This window comes from Parabacteroides sp. AT13, from assembly GCF_002272965.1.
Classification (GTDB): domain Bacteria; phylum Bacteroidota; class Bacteroidia; order Bacteroidales; family Tannerellaceae; genus Parabacteroides; species Parabacteroides distasonis.
On record NZ_NQMH01000001.1, the window covers coordinates 2,423,144 to 2,440,289 of the forward strand.

The following is a 17,146-nucleotide window of genomic DNA, read 5'->3' on the forward strand; positions in this document are numbered from 1 at the left end:
ACATGAAAAGATACCTGCTAGCACTCATTTGTTTAAATTGTTTGGTCTCATTGGTCTATGCGCAGGAAGAGACCCGAATTGAGGAAAAAGATACCTTAAGCTCGCTGGAGTCTGAGGTCGGATTGATTCCGGAAAGCTTGGATGCGAACGTGGATAGTTTGCTCCGTACTTGGCATGTGCAATATTTCTCAAAAAGAGAGGACTTTTGCCATGATGACGACGAGAATGTCTATTTCCCGGATTCGGTCTATATCGACCGCCTGTCTAGGCTTCCCAGCGTGATCGCTTTGCCCTATAATAATATAGTGCGTGATTGTATTGACTTATATGCGGAGCGTAAACGAAATTTAGTGCGTTATATGCTGGGGATGGCGGACTTTTATTTTCCGATAATCGAGCAGGTGTTGGATGAGCATGGCCTGCCTATTGAATTGAAATATCTCGCCGTCGTGGAAAGTGCCTTGAATCCGGTAGCCCTCTCTCGTGTGGGCGCTTGTGGTTTATGGCAATTCATGCTTCCTACGGGTAAGAGCTATGGCTTGGAGATTAATAGCTTGGTGGACGAGCGCCGGGACCCCTTGAAAGCGACCGAGGCCGCTTGTAAGTATTTCAAGGATATGTACGCTATCTATGGGGATTGGAATTTAGTGTTGGCATCTTATAACTGCGGGCCGGGCAACGTGAATAAAGCGATCCGTCGTTCGGGGGGCAAGACGGACTTCTGGGATATCTTCCCTTATTTACCGAAAGAGACTCGTTCATACGTCCCCTTATTTATCGCCGCCAATTACGTCATGAATTATTATTGCGAGCATAACATCTGTCCGATGCAAACCAGCTTGCCGCTAGCCACGGATACGGTCATGGTGAATAATGCCCTACATTTGCAGCAGGTATCGGATCTATTGCAAGTAGATATTGAGACGTTGCGTGCGTTAAATCCACAATATAAAAGAGACATCGTTCCGGGTAATACCCGCCCTTCGGTTTTGAAACTACCTGCGGCGGAAACCTATGCTTTTATCGATAAAGAAGATACGGTCTATACGCATCGGATCGAGGAACTGTTGGCGAATTGCATTTCTGCGAATAACTCTAATGGCTCTTTACCAAGTGGTGCGACCCGGGAAAAAATCACCCACGTGGTATTGAGTGGTGAGAATCTTTATACGATCGCTAATCGCTATGGAGTGACAGCGAAAGATATCCGTAAATGGAACGGGCTAGGCTCCAACCGGGTAGCGAAAGGAAAACGGTTAAGATTATATGTAGATAATGGGGGTGTCGCTTTTGCCTCGGCTACCAAGACTCCGGTGAAATCAACTACCGTGACTGCGAAATCAACTGCGACAACAACGAAAAAGTCAGCTTCCGCCGCTACAAAACAGATCGCTTCCGCTAATAAAGATTTTGTCTCTTATAAGGTTAAATCGGGAGATTCGCTTTATTCGATTTCCAAGAAATACCCTGGGGTTACCGCCTCTTCCTTACAAAAGGTGAATGGGCTGTCAAGTCCGGATATCCGTCCGGGTCAAGTACTGAAGATACCGGTAGGATGATCATTCGGGGATAATTCGTCTTTAACTCTTTTTTTTCGCTTTCTTCCTGCACTGGAGAAGGATGTGAATGATTTTTTATTCCTTTGTATACGAAAAAAGATACAATCGTATGGGTTCATTGGATGAAAAGATATCAGTGGTCAAGGCTAAACCTTGGTTGGTCAGTTTGGTTTGCGCGGTGTTTATCGCCTACCCGAATTTGGCATGGATCTTTTGTGACATGAGCTATCTGGCTCCGAACGATCATCAAGGATTTTTACTCTTCTTTGGGTTCCGTTTTCTTTACTTCTGGGGACTTATTTGGTTTTTGCTGAAAAGTAACTTGAGGCATGAGGATTGTACCTCCTTCTTCGAGCGGTTGCTCTGGAATGCCCTGTACGTTTCCGGAGGCTTTGTTGTCTATAAATTGATCTCCATCCTGACTATTAGTTATGATCGTTTTTTGAGTATCATTATCTTCCAGTTTATCGTGTTGGCGTTGTTATGTACCTTGATCGGCTATATACAAATGCTATATCACAATCAACGGGAAAAGGATCAATTGATCGAGAATCTGCGTGTCGAGAATTTGCAGAGCCGCTGCGATGCATTGGTGAACCAGATCAATCCGCATTTCTTTTTCAATTCATTGAATGGAATCTCCTCCTTGATACGGAAGAAAAACGATGAGAATACCTTGTTGTATGTTACGAAATTGTCCGATATATTCCGTTATATCCTTCAGAGTGATAAAAAGAATTTGGTACCACTGTCGGAGGAGCTTGCGTTTATAGAGGCTTTTCAGCATGTAATGGTAGTCCGTTTCGCCAATAAGCTTACTTTTACGATCGAAGTTCCCGAAGATAAGCGGAACTTGCGAATTCCCGTATTATCTTTGCTTCCGTTGGTAGAGAACGTGACGGTACATAATATTATAGACAGCGAGCACCGGATGGATATCTTGATCCGGCTGAACGAGCGAATGGAACTGGTTGTTTCTAATCCAATCTATCCGAAATTGACCTTACCGGATACGAATGGAACCGGGCTTAAGAATCTGGAGAATCGTTTCTTGCTATTAATGAATAAACAAATACGGGTAGAATCTGATGAGGATGAGTTTCAGGTATACCTACCCCTAAAATGATGCTATATGAGAATACTGATCGTAGAGGACGAGACCGCCGCCTATGAGAACTTAGCGGATATGTTGGTTACAATAGATCCCACGATTGAGATCATGGGAAATACGGAGAGTGTCCGGCAAACGGTACGTTGGCTGCAAGCCAATCCGAGGCCGGATTTGATTTTTATGGATATTCATTTATCGGACGGTTCCGCTTTCGCTATTTTTGACCAGATAGAGGTGGAGGCACCGATTATCTTTACTACGGCGTACGATCAATATGCGATCGACGCTTTCAAAGTAAACAGCATAGACTATATCTTGAAGCCGATTAAGCCGGAAGAATTGAAACGGGCCTTAGATAAGTTTAGCCGATGGAATCATCAAGATATCATCCATTATTTATCCCAATTAACACAGTTGTCTACTACTCCTAAATACAAGGATAAACTACTGATTCCTGTTAAGGATAAATTGTTGCCTATTAGCTTGAAAGATGTGTCTTGTTTCTATACGGCTGATAAGAGTACATATGTTTATTTAAAGACTGGTAATTCGTATCCATATGCTAAAACATTGGAACAGATAATTTCTTCTTTAAGTCCTGCTGATTTTATCCGTGCGAATAAACAATTCATCATTTCTCGTGATAGCGTGAAGGACATAACAATTTGGTTTGATAGCCGTTTGCTCGTTACTTTGGATATAGAAGTGCCTGAGCGTATATATATTAGTAAAAATAAGGCATCCGAGTTTAAGTCTTGGATAGTAAGTCTGGAATAATAATTAAATAGAAATGCCGGTTCTCTTAAAGCCGGTATTTTTTTGCCCTTTTCGTGTTCAATCCCCATTTTTTCCTTTTCGTCAACAATCGGAAACTTCCTATCCGATAATTCTTCATCTTTGCAATATAAACAAGGAGATACATCAATAAGATGTAAGTTGAAATTTTGATGTTAATCCGAGTTTTATCATACACATTAGATAGGTTAATAGGTTTGTAAAAAAGGATTAGTCCGAAACAAAAGAATGTTTAGGCTATCTTCTCTAAAATGAGTGTTTGTTTTGTAAATGGTTTTGTAATAGGTAAATTGTAGGTATTATGAGAAAGTTAATTATGGCGGTAGCGGTTTTGGGAATGAGTGCTACAATGAATTTTGCGAAAGCGCAATGTGTGAATGAATATGGGAATAAAGAACCGTTTGCGGTAGAGTTTAGCCGATTGAGTTCTTATCTAGGATTGGCTCCTTACCAAATGGAGGAGGTACTTAACATTAATGATTATTTTGTACAAGAACAAAGAAAGAGTTTGAGCAAAGACCTGAAGCGTCAGGATGAACGATTGCAAAAAGCCGTGTACGGCAATTTGAAGCTGATGAAAGAGGCGTTGACTGCCGATCAGTATCGCAAGTATGTCATATTGTTAAATGTAACTAACAACAATAACCGATTAACCGGAGCTGTGACATTTACGGATATCTATTTGGCTGAGAATAAATGAGTGTAACCTTGGCTCGATGTGATGTTGATTAGAAAGGCGATCCTTGTGTCGAACAGGGATCGCCTTCTTTGCTTCTGTCCTTTTCCTTTTGGAAGTGCGCTATCAGATTTTAGCGAAAGCTTGATCCAGATCATCTATAATATCATCTATATATTCGGTTCCGATGCTCAAGCGTACGGTGGATGGTGTTATGTGCTGTTGGGCAAGTTCTTCCGGGCTCATTTGGGAATGAGTGGTCGTGTATGGATGAATGACAAGGCTCTTTACATCGGCGACATTCGCTAGTAGGGAAAAGATCTCCAGTGAGTCGATGAATTTCCAAGCGGCTTCCTGCCCGCCTTTGATCTCGAAGGTGAAGATACTGCCGGCACCATTCGGGAAATATTTATTGTAAAGTTCATGGTCCGGATGGGTAGGAAGTGATGGATGATTCACTTTTTCTACTTTCGGATGTTTTGATAAATAATCCACGACTTTCAATGCGTTTGCTACATGGCGCTCCACGCGTAGGGATAAGGTCTCTAATCCTTGCAACAATATAAAAGCATTGAAAGGAGAGATCGTTGCCCCGGTGTCGCGAAGAATGACCGCACGGATACGGGTGACAAAGGCGGCGGAACCTGCTACGTCCGCAAATATGGCTCCATGATAACTTGGGTCTGGTTTGGCTAATGTAGGAAACTTATCGGCATTCGCCTTCCAGTCGAAAGTACCTCCATCTACAATTACACCTCCTAGGCTACTGCCGTGTCCCCCTATGAACTTTGTGGCGGAATGGATGACGATGTCAGCTCCATGTTCGATCGGACGAATCAAGTAGGGGGTTCCGAACGTATTGTCTACGATTAATGGAACATGGTATCGGTGAGCGACTTCCGCTACCGCATCCAGATTCGTTACGTCAGAGTTAGGATTCCCGAATGTCTCTACATAAATGGCTTTCGTGTTTTCCCGGATGGCTGCTTCTAATGCGTTTAGGTCATTTACATTGATAATCGTATTAGTAATGCCTTGGGAGGCCAGTGTATGGGTGATCAGGTTGAAGGAACCGCCATATAAATTATCGGCTGCGATAATATGATCTCCTGCCCTCACTATGTTCTGTAATGCATAGGTGACAGCCGCTGCTCCTGAAGCCACGGCCAAACCTGCCACACCTCCTTCTAAGGCAGCTACACGTGCCTCGAAAACGCCTTGCGTGGAGTTTGTCAAACGTCCGTAAATATTCCCTGCGTCACGTAGGCCGAAACGGTCTGCCGCATGTTGTGCGTTATGGAATACATAGGAAGTTGTTTGATAAATGGGTACCGCACGTGCGTCGGTTGCGGGATCCGGTTGTTCTTGTCCTACATGAAGTTGTAATGTCTCGAAATGTAACTTCTTTGTTGCCATAGTCATCTTGTTTATTTAGTTCTTATTCTGTTGGCAAATGTATGATGTGTGTGCTTTTTGGACAAGATTCGTTGAGAATATAGAAAATAATACTATTTTTAGGGCTATAAATAGAATACATCTTCGGCGAAGGACGCTGGGGAATCAATCCGATAGAATTTTTTTCTTATGAATGTTTCAGATAAGTTAGACAAGGTGGATCTGCAAATCCTCCGAACGTTACAAGATAATGCCCGGTTGACTACGAAAGAGTTGGCGGCAAGGGTCAGTCTCTCGTCAACCCCGGTGTTCGAGCGTTTAAAACGTCTTGAGAATAGTGGATATATAAAGAAGTATATAGCGGTACTAGATGCGGAGAAGCTGAATCAAGGCTTTGTTGTCTTTTGTAGCGTGAAATTGGTTCGGCTGAATAAGGATATAGCTTTTGAGTTTACCCGGATTATCCAAGAAATCCCCGAGGTAACGGAGTGCTATAATATTTCAGGCGATTATGATTACTTATTGAAGATACACGCTCCCAATATGAAATATTATCAAGAGTTTATTTTAAATGTGTTAGGAACGATCGATAGTTTGGGCTCGTTGAGAAGTACTTTTGTCATGGACGAGGTTAAACACGACTATGGGATCCATATTTAAGCAGTAGATATTCTATTTTTGTCTTTTGTTAGGGTTTCCTTCCAAATATTTGTATATATTTGTGGCTATACAGTATAAAAATGGGAGGTGTAAAACCATGGACGATACAAAGGACACAAAAGATATAAAAGAAACGGGCGAGGCTGCGTCCGTTCTCTCTGCGGACGAACAGATGATACAAGATGGGTTCAATGCGTTGTTGAACGATTATTTGAAGTCAAACCACCGCCGTAAGGTCGAACGAATCACGAAAGCTTTTAATTTCGCCAATCAAGCGCACGCCGGAGTGAAACGGCGTTCCGGCGAACCTTATATAATGCATCCTATCGCCGTGGCTCGTATCGTATGCCGGGAGATGGGTTTGGGCTCTACCTCTATTTGCTCTGCGTTATTGCATGATGTCGTGGAAGATACCGAGTATACGGTGGAGGATATCCGGGATATGTTCGGAGACAAGATCGCCCAGATCGTGGATGGCTTGACGAAGATATCCGGTGGCATTTTTGGGGAACAGGCCTCGGCTCAAGCCGAGAACTTCCGTAAGTTGCTGCTGACTATGAGTGACGATATACGGGTGATTCTAATCAAGATCGCAGACCGTCTTCATAATATGAGGACTTTGGGTTCCATGCTTCCCGCCAAGCAATTTAAGATCGCGGGTGAGACTCTTTATCTGTATGCTCCTCTGGCGCATCGTCTGGGTCTCTTCTCGATCAAGACGGAACTGGAGGATTTGAGTTTTAAATATGAGCATCCGCAAGAATATGACTTCATCAGCGCTAAGTTGAAAGCGACAGAAGAGAGCCGTAATAAATTATTCGAGCGTTTCGCCGCCCCTGTGGACGAGAAGCTGAAATCGATGGGACTTCAGTATGAGATGCGTGCCCGTGTGAAATCGGTCTATTCCATTTGGAATAAGATGGAAAGCAAGGGTGTCGCTTTCGAGGATATTTATGATATTTATGCGGTCCGCATTATTTTTGACCCGCTTCCCGGTGTGGACGAGAAAAACCAATGTTGGGATATCTACTCGGCTATTACGGATATTTACCGGATTCGTCCCGACCGTATCCGTGATTGGGTGAGCCGTCCGAAAGCGAACGGTTATCAAGCGCTTCATCTGACCGTTATGGGACCGGATGGACAATGGGTAGAGATCCAGATCCGTAGCCGCCGTATGGATGATATCGCAGAGAAAGGCTTCGCTGCCCATTGGAAATACAAGGAATCCAACGTGGAGGAGGATACGGAATTGGATAAATGGATACAAACCATTACCGAGATCTTGGAGAGTCCGGACCCGAATGCGCTGGATTTCTTGGATACGATCAAACTGAACTTATTTACTTCCGAGATATTTGTTTTCACTCCGAAAGGAGATATAAAGACATTGCCCCAAGGGGCTACCGCCTTGGATTTCGCTTATGCGCTTCACTCCGATATCGGTAATAAATGTATTGGCGCTAAGGTAAACCATCGTTTGGTGCCATTGAGTCATCCGCTGTCCAGTGGAGATCAGGTGGAGGTCTTGACTTCCCGTTCTCAGGAGCCGCAACCGGAGTGGTTGAACTTCGTGACTACCGCTAAGGCTCGTGCGAAGATTGATGCCGTATTAAAGCGTGTCCGTAAAGAGGTCGCTAAGTATGGAGAGATAAAAGTTCTTGATGCCTTCAAGCGTTCGGAGCTTGAGGCGAGTACATCCAATCTGGATAAATTAGGCATGTACTTTGGATTCTCGAAACGCGAGGAATTCTTTTATGCGGTAGAGAAGGGGGATGTGGTTTTGCCCGAGAATTTAAAGAAGCTGTTGAAGGAGAAGACGGATAATGTCTTGTTTAAGTATGTGAAACAGGCGTTGGGTGTCGCTTCCAAGAAGGTGAAACAACCCGAAGAGGAGGAAGCCAAGAAAGAGAAGCCTAAATATGATAAGAAAAAGCCTTATTTATTGAAAGAGGAGGCTTTTGAGCGTAATTATGTAATTGCCGAATGTTGTAAGCCGATTCCGGGAGATGACTCTTTAGGTTTTATCAATGATGATGGAAATGTAGTAGTTCATAAACGTTCCTGCCCGATCGCCATGCGCTTGAAAAGTAGCTTTGGCGAACGTATCTTGAATACGGTTTGGAGCAGCCATATGAACGCTTCTTTTGAGGCCACGCTAGAGGTGAAAGGTATAGACTCGATAGGCGTATTGAATACGATCACGAAAACGATTTCCGAGGATTTCAACGTGAACATCATGCGCTTGCTGATCGAGGCGAAAGACGGCGTGTTCGAAGGTAAGATAAAGATGAAAGTTCATGACGTAGAAGATATCCAGAAAATGTGCGTGACTTTGTCGAAGATACAGAATATTAAATCTGTCGGACGTGTAGCGGATTAAGTGTAGGATAAGTAGGGAGCATTGTTTACTATAGTTCCCGTGGAACTATAGTAAACGTTTATCGTTTACGCACACACACTCATATGCCAACCGATTACGATACAAATGTAATATTATTTTTTTAAACATTATACATGACTTAGGACAAATACATCAAATTATTTACTCCGACTATTCCTCCATCCTGTTTAGGTCGAGCCTCTCTTGCTTGATATAGGTTACCCAATAGCTTTAGGTATAATTGTTCATATCATCCAGTAATAAACATTTTTTTCGCTATATACAAACCTACTTGTCACTTGATCTATTCCTTAATGATCGCCGTGGGATGTACAAACCAAGTCGCGATCTGTATATTCCATGATGTGATCTGTACAGACCACGCCGTGGTTTATGGAATTATACGGCATGCGAACAAGAATCTATACGCTACCAAGTAAGAATTCATACAGGAGTAGAGCGTTATTAAGCCGCATTACGTTTCTTATAAAGGATTTTACTTACTCCTATTACTTTCAACTTCTATAGTTCCACGGGAACTTGCCTTCCTAATACATATTTATTAATGTATAGTGTTTTTATCAATGAGATTAATGTTAATTTAAATGTATGCCTATGAAGAATCAGACAAGAATGTGATTAATACCTGTGAAATGTGTAACCTTATTTCGTGAATAATTAATTCAACAAACTATTATTATCAATATGAATAAAATATCTAAACTATTTTCTTTAAGGAATATAGCGAGATTTTCTGCACTTAGTTTGCTGGTGTCCGCGTTCTCTACGACAGATTTGGCGGCTATGGGAGCAAACGAGACTAATGTGTTGCCGGTAGTGAATGTCGCTCAGCAGAGTAAAAGTGTTTCCGGAGTAGTCGCCGACAAGTCTGGTGAGCCGATTATTGGCGCTAACGTAGTTGTGAAGGGGGCGAACGTGGGTAGCATTACCGACTTTGATGGTGCTTTCAAGATCGAGAATGTACCTAGTGCTGCTATCCTGCAAATCTCTTATATTGGTTTCAAGACGCAAGAGATTCCGGTAGGAAGTAAGTCTTCTTTCAATATAACGCTAGAGGAAGATTCCGAAACTTTGGATGAGGTTGTGGTTGTCGGTTATGGCTCGTCCGTGAAAAAGGACTTGACTACTGCTGTGACCAGTGTGAAAAGCAAGGATTTCTTGGCGGGTGCCGTGAATGATGCGATGCAGATGATCGATGGTAAGGTGGCCGGTGTATCGGTAAACAGTGCGGCCGCTGCCGACCCGAACTCCAGCTCTAGTATCCAAGTGCGCGGTGCTTCTTCCTTGAAAGCGGGTAATAGCCCGTTAGTCGTAATTGACGGTATGCCCGGCGGCGACCTTCGTAACATCGCACAGGCAGATATCGAGTCGATCACGGTATTGAAAGATGGTTCTGCCGCTGCCATCTATGGTTCTCGCGGTGCCAATGGTGTTATCTTGGTGACCACTAAACAGGGTAAGGCAGGTAAGACTACTATCACGTATGATGGATACGTAGAGCATGATTTCGTGGCAAGCCGGCCGGATATCTTGGATGCGGATGAGTATTTGGAGAAGGTGACCGGTGCGAAGGATTATGGGTATCGTACGAATTGGTACGATGAGGTGCTGAACAAGGATAACTTCGGACATAACCATAATATCTCTTTATCCGGAGGTAGCGAGAGCACGATCTTCCGTGTTTCTGCCAACTATCGTCAGAAAGGGGGACTCGATATCGCTTCTAATCGTAAGGAATATGGCTTGCGCGGTAGTTTCAAGCAGACTACGTTGGAAGGCTTGCTGGAAGTAGGCGGAAACTTCTCGTACCGTGTGGCCGATGAGGATTATACGGATTATGGCTCTTTCAAGCAGGCGGTCCAGTTGAATCCTACCTATAGCGTAGACGAGATGGACGCTTTCAAGGGCAACAGTTATTCTTATAATCCGGTGAAGAACTTGACCGAGCGTGACCGCGGAGCTTTGCAGGAATACTCGATCATCGACTTGAACGCAAAGTTGAATATCTTGGATAACTTGAGCACGGAGCTGAAACTCGGTCGCCAAGGGCATAGCAAGAAAGAGCAAGACTATAAGTTCAAGACATTCCGCGAGTGTATCGATGGCGGATACAATGGCTGGGCGAAGATCACGCAAGAGAACTGGACGGACTGGACGTTGGAGTGGTTGGGTAACTACAACTTTAAGATCAACGAGGTGCACGACTTCAAGATCATGGCCGGTTACTCTTACCAAGAGTTTAATTACGAGAAATTGATGGCCAACAACCGTAACTTTCCCTCAGATGCGTTCATGACTAATTATTTGCAAGGTGGCGATTATGAGAAGGTAAGCGGTCGTCTTGGCATGGAATCGCAAAAGACGCAGGAGAAGACCATCGCTTTCTTGGGCCGTATCAATTATAACTGGAACGACATTTTCTTGTTCACGGGATCATTGCGCCATGAGGGTAATTCCAAGTTTGGCGTGGATCATAAGTGGGGTACTTTCCCGGCGGCTTCCGCCGCATGGCGCATGTCCAAGCTGCCCGTGTTCGAGAATAGTGGAATGGTAGACGACTTGAAGCTTCGCTTCTCTTACGGTGTGACCGGGCGTTCCGGTTTCGACCGCTATATCTCATTGGCCAAGTACTCCGGATATGGAGAGTACTATAGCGATCAGTTCGGCTGGTTGCAGGGGTATGGACCGGGCAATAACCCGAACTATGACTTGGCTTGGGAGAAGCAGATCTCTTACAACTTGGGTATCGACTATACCTTGTTCGAATCTCGCTTGTCTGGTAGCTTGGACTTCTTTATCCGCGACGGTAAAGACGTGATCGGTGATTACAAGGTGCCCCTGCCCCCTTATTTGCACGAGTCTATCGTGGCCAACGTGGGAACAACTACCTCCAAGGGCTTCGAGTTCCAGGCGAATTGGGATGCCGTGCGGACAGAGGATTTCTCTTATTCCACGAACGTGATGTTGTCTTATACGACCTCAAAACTGAAATCATTCTCGAATGAAAAATATCAGTTAGGTTTCATCGAGGGCGAAGGTTTCCCATCTCCGGGGAACCCAGGATCAGCCCAGCGCTTGCAGGATGACACGCCTATCGGTTCTTTCTATGGCTTCCGCTACGCAGGTGTGGATGATGCTGGCAATATCTTGATCTGGAAAGGTGGAGAGATCGGCGGAGATACGAAACTCGGCTCGGATGGTGATGAGAAAGATAAGGTGTATCTGGACGGTACGGGTGTGCCCAAATGGGAGTTGTCGTGGGGCAATACCTTCACGTATAAGAATTTCGACCTTTCTTTGTTCTTCCGCGGACGTTTTGGATACAAGGTGATGAACCAATATGAAATGTATTACGGTTTGCAAGTGGTTGCGGGTGACAATAAGCTTTCTTCCGCTTACGAGGAGAACGCCCATATTAAGGGTCCCAAAGTGATTTGCGACTACTTCTTGCAGAATGGCAACTATTTGCGCCTGGATAACATCACGGTGGGATGGACACCGAAGTTGAATACGAAATGGATCTCAAGCTTGCGTGTGTATGGAACCTTGAAGAACGTATTTACGCTGACGAAGTATTCGGGCGTGGATCCTACGACCGTAACGACAACCGGTTTGTGGCCGGGCATTGGTGGCATGGATGTATATCCGACCGCACGTAGCCTGACGTTTGGTGTACAAATTACTTATTAATCTTAATCAAAGAAATAGACATGAAAAGAATCAAATCTATAGTATGCGGTACGGTAGGTGCATTGGGGCTGTTGGCGATGACATCTTGCACGGACTTGACCGAGACGATATATTCGGACTTGACGAAAGACAACTATTATACGGATAAGGCTTCGGTAGAGGCGGCCGTGGTGCGATGCTTTGAACATAGTGATAACGTGACATGGCGTGGTGACATCTGGAAATTACAGGAGCTTACCGCTGATCATTTCGTATGGACGCAAAAGGGTCGCCATGGGTATGACGATGGTATGTGGATTCGTTTGCATGAGCACAAATGGAATTATATCCAGGCGCAGATCAATGGAGGGTGGGTACAGTCGTACCAGTGTATCAGCCAGGTGAATACCGTATTGCGCGACTTCAATACGTTAGATTTCAGTTCGATCGGTGTGACCGATGAGGAGAAAGCCGCTTATTTCAGTGATTTACGTGTGTTGCGGGCTTGGTACTACATGTTCTTGCTGGATTTCTTCCGCGAGGTGCCTATCGCTACTGAGCAGCAGGGTGCGGAGGAGATCGTTGCGCAAAGCCCGGCTAAGGATGTGTTCAATTTTATCGAGTCTGAATTGAAGGATGCGCTTCCTTCCTTACCTAAGGAGAAACGTATCGGTCGTTGGACGCAAGGCCCTGCGGCAGGTTTGCTAGTTCGCTTGTACTTGAACGCGAAGGTTTGGGTTGGAGAGGATCGTATGGCCGACTGTAAGAAGTATGCGCAGGATATCATCAATGGCGTGTATGGATCCTATAGCATCAATCAGTCTGATTACCGTGATCCGTTCCGTTCGGGTATCAATGGCTACCAGTCTCCTGAGAACTTGTTTGAGTTCTGGCACGAGCGCGGTCGTTTGGAGCAACAGACGATGTGGGCAGACGGAATGCACTATTCCGCAGCTCAGACGATAGGTAGCGATGGAGGAGGTAACAACGGTATTCACTTGCAACCTTCCCGCGATTTCCAAGGAAACGTGTACCAATTCGCCAGCGGGTTGGGTAATCCGTTCGAAAAATACGCTAAGTGTGATTACCGCGTGATTCCGTTCCATACCACCGATGCAAATGGCGGTTATGAGGGCTTCTTCTTGCAAGGCATGCAAATGCAGTACGACAAGTCCAAACAATATGGTTTCACGGATCAGTACGTGAACGGCTCTGAGGAATATGCCGGTGTTCCTTTGGTATTCGTAGACCAAGTCGGTCGTTTCTCCGAGCAAGCAGAGTTGAAGAAGAAAGACGGTGAGAGCGATGAGGCTTATAAGGCTCGTTTTATCACTTACATGAAGGAGGTGGCCGAGCGTGGTTATTTCATTTGCAATGACGCGGATGTGATCGCTAAGAAGTCGCAGGTTACGACCGGTGAGGAGAATTCCGGTATCCGTTTCAACAAATTCCCTTATTTGCCAGATCACGACGGGTTATTCCGTTCTCAATCCACGCCGGAGATGCGTTTGGCCGAGATCTACTACTCCTTGGCTGAATGTTATTACAGAGAAGGAAATAAGGCGAAAGCCGCTGAATTACTGGATTATGTGCGCATTAGAAACTATCCCACCGAGGAATGGAGCAAGTACAGTTATGTAGCTAATCCTGCCAAACTGACCGATGCGGAATTCTTGGATGAGTGGGGACGCGAGTTCTTGGGCGAGCGTCGCCGTCGCGTGGACTTGATCCGTTGGGGTAAGTTCGGTGAGGCTTGGTGGAATAAGGAGAAAGATCCTTCCGATAAGGAATATACTTATTTCCCGATCCCGCAGAACCAGTTGAATGCAAGTCCTGTCTTGAAACAGACTACCCCAGGCTGGGAGTAAATTAAGTTTAGTATTGAAAAGTAGGGGAGGAGCTTGCCGGAAACTTCAGACGTTGTTCGGACGTTGTACCGGCACTTCCTTTCTGCTATAAAACAAAAGTGTAGCACTTCGCTACACTTTTGTTTTATAAAAGCTTTATCAGCCGACAATCAAATAAGTTATATAAGCTATATAACAAGCGATCAATAGGATTCCCTCCGGCCTAGTGATGGTCCGTTTCTTGAAGAAAAGGCCAAAAATATAAAGCAATACGCATGAACCGATCATGACGCCCAAATCCAGATTGGTAATGCCTTGTATGTTCATCGGCGTGATTGTCGCGCTACAACCTAATACGAAGAATATATTGAAGAGGTTGGAACCGATAACATTTCCGATCGCCATCTCCGGGTTCTTCTTTAATGCGGCCACGACGGAAGTCGCTAACTCAGGAAGAGAGGTTCCTCCGGCCACTAAAGTCAAACCGATAATAGATTCGCTGACACCCAGTCCACGGGCGATACCAGAAGCTCCATCCACGAAAAATTGTCCTCCGTAAATCAAACCAGCCAATCCACCAATGATGAATAAACTCGCTTTCCAAATGGGCATTATTTTAATCGTGCTCTCTCCATTTTCCTCTCTATTATGTGCGATCGCGAATGTATAGCCAAGGAAAATGGCGAAGAAGCATAATAGTAACATTCCATCGCTACTACTGATACTATTGTGCGATGCGCCGTTGATCAAAACGTCATTCGCACAAATAAATAATACGATTGAGGCAAGCACGCAAAGAGGGATCTCTTTGCTCAACGTACCTTTCGTGACGCTGATCGGTACGATAGCGGCCGTACAGCCGACAATCATCAAGGCGTTAAATATATTGCTTCCTACTACATTACCAATAGCGATATCCGAGCTTCCTTTCAAGGCGGATACGACACTGACCGTTAATTCCGGTGCGGAAGTCCCAAACGCCACAATAGTTAGCCCGATTACTAAGCTGGAAATATTGAAGCGTTTGGCTACCGAGGCGGCACCATCTGTCAAGGCGTTAACCCCGACTAAAATTAGTAGTAAACCGCCAATTAGTAATACGATATCCATTAGTCTTTAGAATGGCAAATCATCGATTGGATTGGCCGGTCCGAAATCAGGAGCGGATGAGGCTGGAGCCGTAGGAGCGGAAGCCGGAGCGAAATTATCCGGAGTTACTCCCATCGGAGCGGCTTGAGGAGCTGCCGCCATCGGACGGTCTACTTTCCATGCGTTGATACTGGTGAACCAGCGGCCTTGGTACTCACGGCTGTCAATGTCGAAAGAGACTGTCAATTCCTCGCCCGGCTGAATGGCCGCTTGAGCGATCTTATCCGCTCCGAATATCTGGAAGCATACTTTCTTGGGATATTGATCGTGTGTCTCTAATACGTACTCTTGTTTTTTCCATTCGTTTCCGGCTTTGCTGACACCGCCTACTTCCGGTAGGACTTGAATAATTTTTCCTGTAATTTCCATGTCTTGTATTTTATTTGCTTATGTTTTATTTAATTGGGGACGAAGGTACGGTTTTGTTCTGGTTTTATCAACAGAATAATCACACTTTCGGGGCAAAAGCATCGAATGCGTCTTTCATAGCTAACAGCTCTTCTTTGATCTGTTTCAGGCGGTTTACGATCTCTTCTTGCCGGATCGTCGTCTCTTTATTGTCCTTCAGTTTTTGCCGTGCGCCGGCCAAGGTCATCCCTCTCTCTTTAACCAGATGGTAGATGAGGCGTACCGCGTCGATATCCTCCTGCTTGTAAAAACGGGTACCTTTGCTCGTCTTCCTTGGATTGATGATATCGAACTCCTTCTCCCAAAAGCGAAGGGTGGACTCGTTCACGTCGAACATCTGCGCCACCTCGCTGATGGAAAAATAGAGCTTGAGATCTTTATTCTTTTTTAGACTCATACTGCTAATGAAGTTTAATCCATAACCTGACCATGATTCTCGGCAATCTGGATCATACGGTCGTATTCCTCAGGTGAGAGATCCATGTAATAGTATTTAGATGGGTTATCATACTTCCCTCGTACGATTACCTCATAATGCAAGTGAGGGCCGGTAGATTTCCCGGTATTTCCAACCTCGCCAATCACCTCTCCACGAGTAACCTTTTGTCCGACACGTTTCTTGAACTTACTCATATGACCGTATAAAGTCTGATAGCCGTAGCCATGATCGATAATCAAACAATTTCCGTATCCCTGTTTCCAAGCGGCGAAAGTGACAACGCCATTACCTGTCGCGTAGATCTCCGTTCCCACTTTAGCCGAGAAATCCATTCCGGAATGGAAACGAGGTGTACGGTAAATCGGGTCGATACGTACGCCATAGCCGGAAGCGGTACGACGCAGATCCTTATTGGAAATCGGCTGGATCGCCGGGATACATTTACTTCTCTCTTCTTGGTTCTTTCCTAGGGAGATCAGTTCTTCCAAGGAATTGGATTGGATATATAATTGCTTACGTAGCATATCCATCTTTTGGGTCGTGGAGACAACAAGCTCCGGATTGGACAGGCTCATCAAATGCTCGTAACGGTTTGTCCCTCCAAACCCGGCTTTCCGAACGGACTCGGGGATGGACTCGGCTTGGAAGATCGCCCGGTACAGATTCTCGTCACGCTGTTGGATATCATCCAATACGTCTAACGCGTTATTTAAGCGAAGGGAAAGCACCTCGTATTGAGTTTGCAATAGGCGGTTCTCCTTACGTAACTGAGATTCCATCGGAGAGTCCACCAAATGCATCATGACGAAAAAAGTGGCTACGCCGAACGCTATTCCGGTGCTTAAATGGCGGAGAACGGTGAACAGCCGGTCTTTGCTAGATGGGTATACACGCTCATAATTGAGAGTGTTCGGATTGTATAAATAGTATGTTTTGCGACTTTTAAAGAGTTTCATCTACATTTTTTGTTATCTGAATGCACGCAAAAATAATAATTTGCAGTACTTTTGCAAATTGTTTTTCAGAATATTAAC

13 protein-coding genes are annotated in these 17,146 nt (G+C 44.9%); 8 read left to right on the plus strand and 5 right to left on the minus strand.

Translation table 11 applies throughout. The features are described from left to right. Window positions 1–2 precede the first annotated feature (2 nt). The 4 genes from CI959_RS10130 to CI959_RS10145 all read left to right on the plus strand — a co-directional run bounded on the left by CI959_RS10130 (window position 3) and on the right by CI959_RS10145 (window position 4,165). Window positions 3–1,559 (plus strand): lytic transglycosylase domain-containing protein, encoded by a 1,557-nt coding sequence (locus tag CI959_RS10130; protein ID WP_008773871.1) that lies wholly within the window; start codon window positions 3–5, stop codon window positions 1,557–1,559. Window positions 1,560–1,626: 67 nt separating this feature from the next. Next, entirely contained in the window at window positions 1,627–2,685 is a 1,059-nt protein-coding gene (locus tag CI959_RS10135) for a sensor histidine kinase (protein WP_172680041.1), read from the plus strand. 6 nt (window positions 2,686–2,691) lie between these two features. Further along, the gene (locus CI959_RS10140; protein ID WP_008773869.1) at window positions 2,692–3,447 is read left to right on the plus strand and encodes a LytTR family DNA-binding domain-containing protein; all 756 of its coding nucleotides are present in this window, start codon (window positions 2,692–2,694) and stop codon (window positions 3,445–3,447) included. A 319-nt stretch (window positions 3,448–3,766) separates the two neighbouring features. Further along, a complete protein-coding gene (locus CI959_RS10145) occupies window positions 3,767–4,165 on the plus strand; it encodes a hypothetical protein (protein WP_005861266.1) in 399 nt (132 codons plus the stop codon). 102 nt (window positions 4,166–4,267) lie between these two features. Here the strand turns inward: CI959_RS10145 and CI959_RS10150 are convergent, their stop codons facing one another. Next, window positions 4,268–5,557, minus strand: coding sequence for an O-acetylhomoserine aminocarboxypropyltransferase/cysteine synthase family protein (locus CI959_RS10150; RefSeq protein WP_005861268.1), 1,290 nt, complete (start codon window positions 5,555–5,557; stop codon window positions 4,268–4,270). A gap of 168 nt (window positions 5,558–5,725) precedes the next feature. On the opposite strand from CI959_RS10150, the gene CI959_RS10155 reads away from it, so the two are divergent. From CI959_RS10155 to CI959_RS10170, 4 genes are all read left to right on the plus strand, one after another. Next, the gene (locus tag CI959_RS10155) at window positions 5,726–6,196 is read left to right on the plus strand and encodes an Lrp/AsnC family transcriptional regulator (protein WP_005861270.1); all 471 of its coding nucleotides are present in this window, start codon (window positions 5,726–5,728) and stop codon (window positions 6,194–6,196) included. A 97-nt stretch (window positions 6,197–6,293) separates the two neighbouring features. After that, window positions 6,294–8,579, plus strand: coding sequence for a bifunctional (p)ppGpp synthetase/guanosine-3',5'-bis(diphosphate) 3'-pyrophosphohydrolase (locus tag CI959_RS10160; RefSeq protein WP_005861271.1), 2,286 nt, complete (start codon window positions 6,294–6,296; stop codon window positions 8,577–8,579). A 705-nt stretch (window positions 8,580–9,284) separates the two neighbouring features. Continuing rightward, on the plus strand, window positions 9,285–12,290 hold the full coding sequence (locus CI959_RS10165; protein WP_057316851.1) for a SusC/RagA family TonB-linked outer membrane protein: 3,006 nt from the start codon (window positions 9,285–9,287) through the stop codon (window positions 12,288–12,290). Between the two features lie 20 nt (window positions 12,291–12,310). Beyond that, entirely contained in the window at window positions 12,311–14,137 is a 1,827-nt protein-coding gene (locus CI959_RS10170; RefSeq protein ID WP_011966896.1) for a RagB/SusD family nutrient uptake outer membrane protein, read from the plus strand. Between the two features lie 138 nt (window positions 14,138–14,275). Here CI959_RS10170 and CI959_RS10175 read toward each other — a convergent pair whose 3' ends face one another. The 4 genes from CI959_RS10175 to CI959_RS10190 form a co-directional block, all read right to left on the minus strand. Beyond that, entirely contained in the window at window positions 14,276–15,226 is a 951-nt protein-coding gene (locus CI959_RS10175) for a calcium/sodium antiporter (RefSeq protein WP_057316850.1), read from the minus strand. A 6-nt stretch (window positions 15,227–15,232) separates the two neighbouring features. Continuing rightward, complete coding sequence (locus CI959_RS10180; RefSeq protein WP_005861275.1) at window positions 15,233–15,634, minus strand: DUF3127 domain-containing protein; 402 nt, start codon at window positions 15,632–15,634, stop codon at window positions 15,233–15,235. Window positions 15,635–15,713: 79 nt separating this feature from the next. After that, a complete protein-coding gene (locus tag CI959_RS10185; protein WP_005861277.1) occupies window positions 15,714–16,070 on the minus strand; it encodes a MerR family transcriptional regulator in 357 nt (118 codons plus the stop codon). A 14-nt stretch (window positions 16,071–16,084) separates the two neighbouring features. Then, window positions 16,085–17,068 (minus strand): M23 family metallopeptidase, encoded by a 984-nt coding sequence (locus CI959_RS10190; RefSeq protein ID WP_005861279.1) that lies wholly within the window; start codon window positions 17,066–17,068, stop codon window positions 16,085–16,087. Window positions 17,069–17,146: the final 78 nt, after the last annotated feature.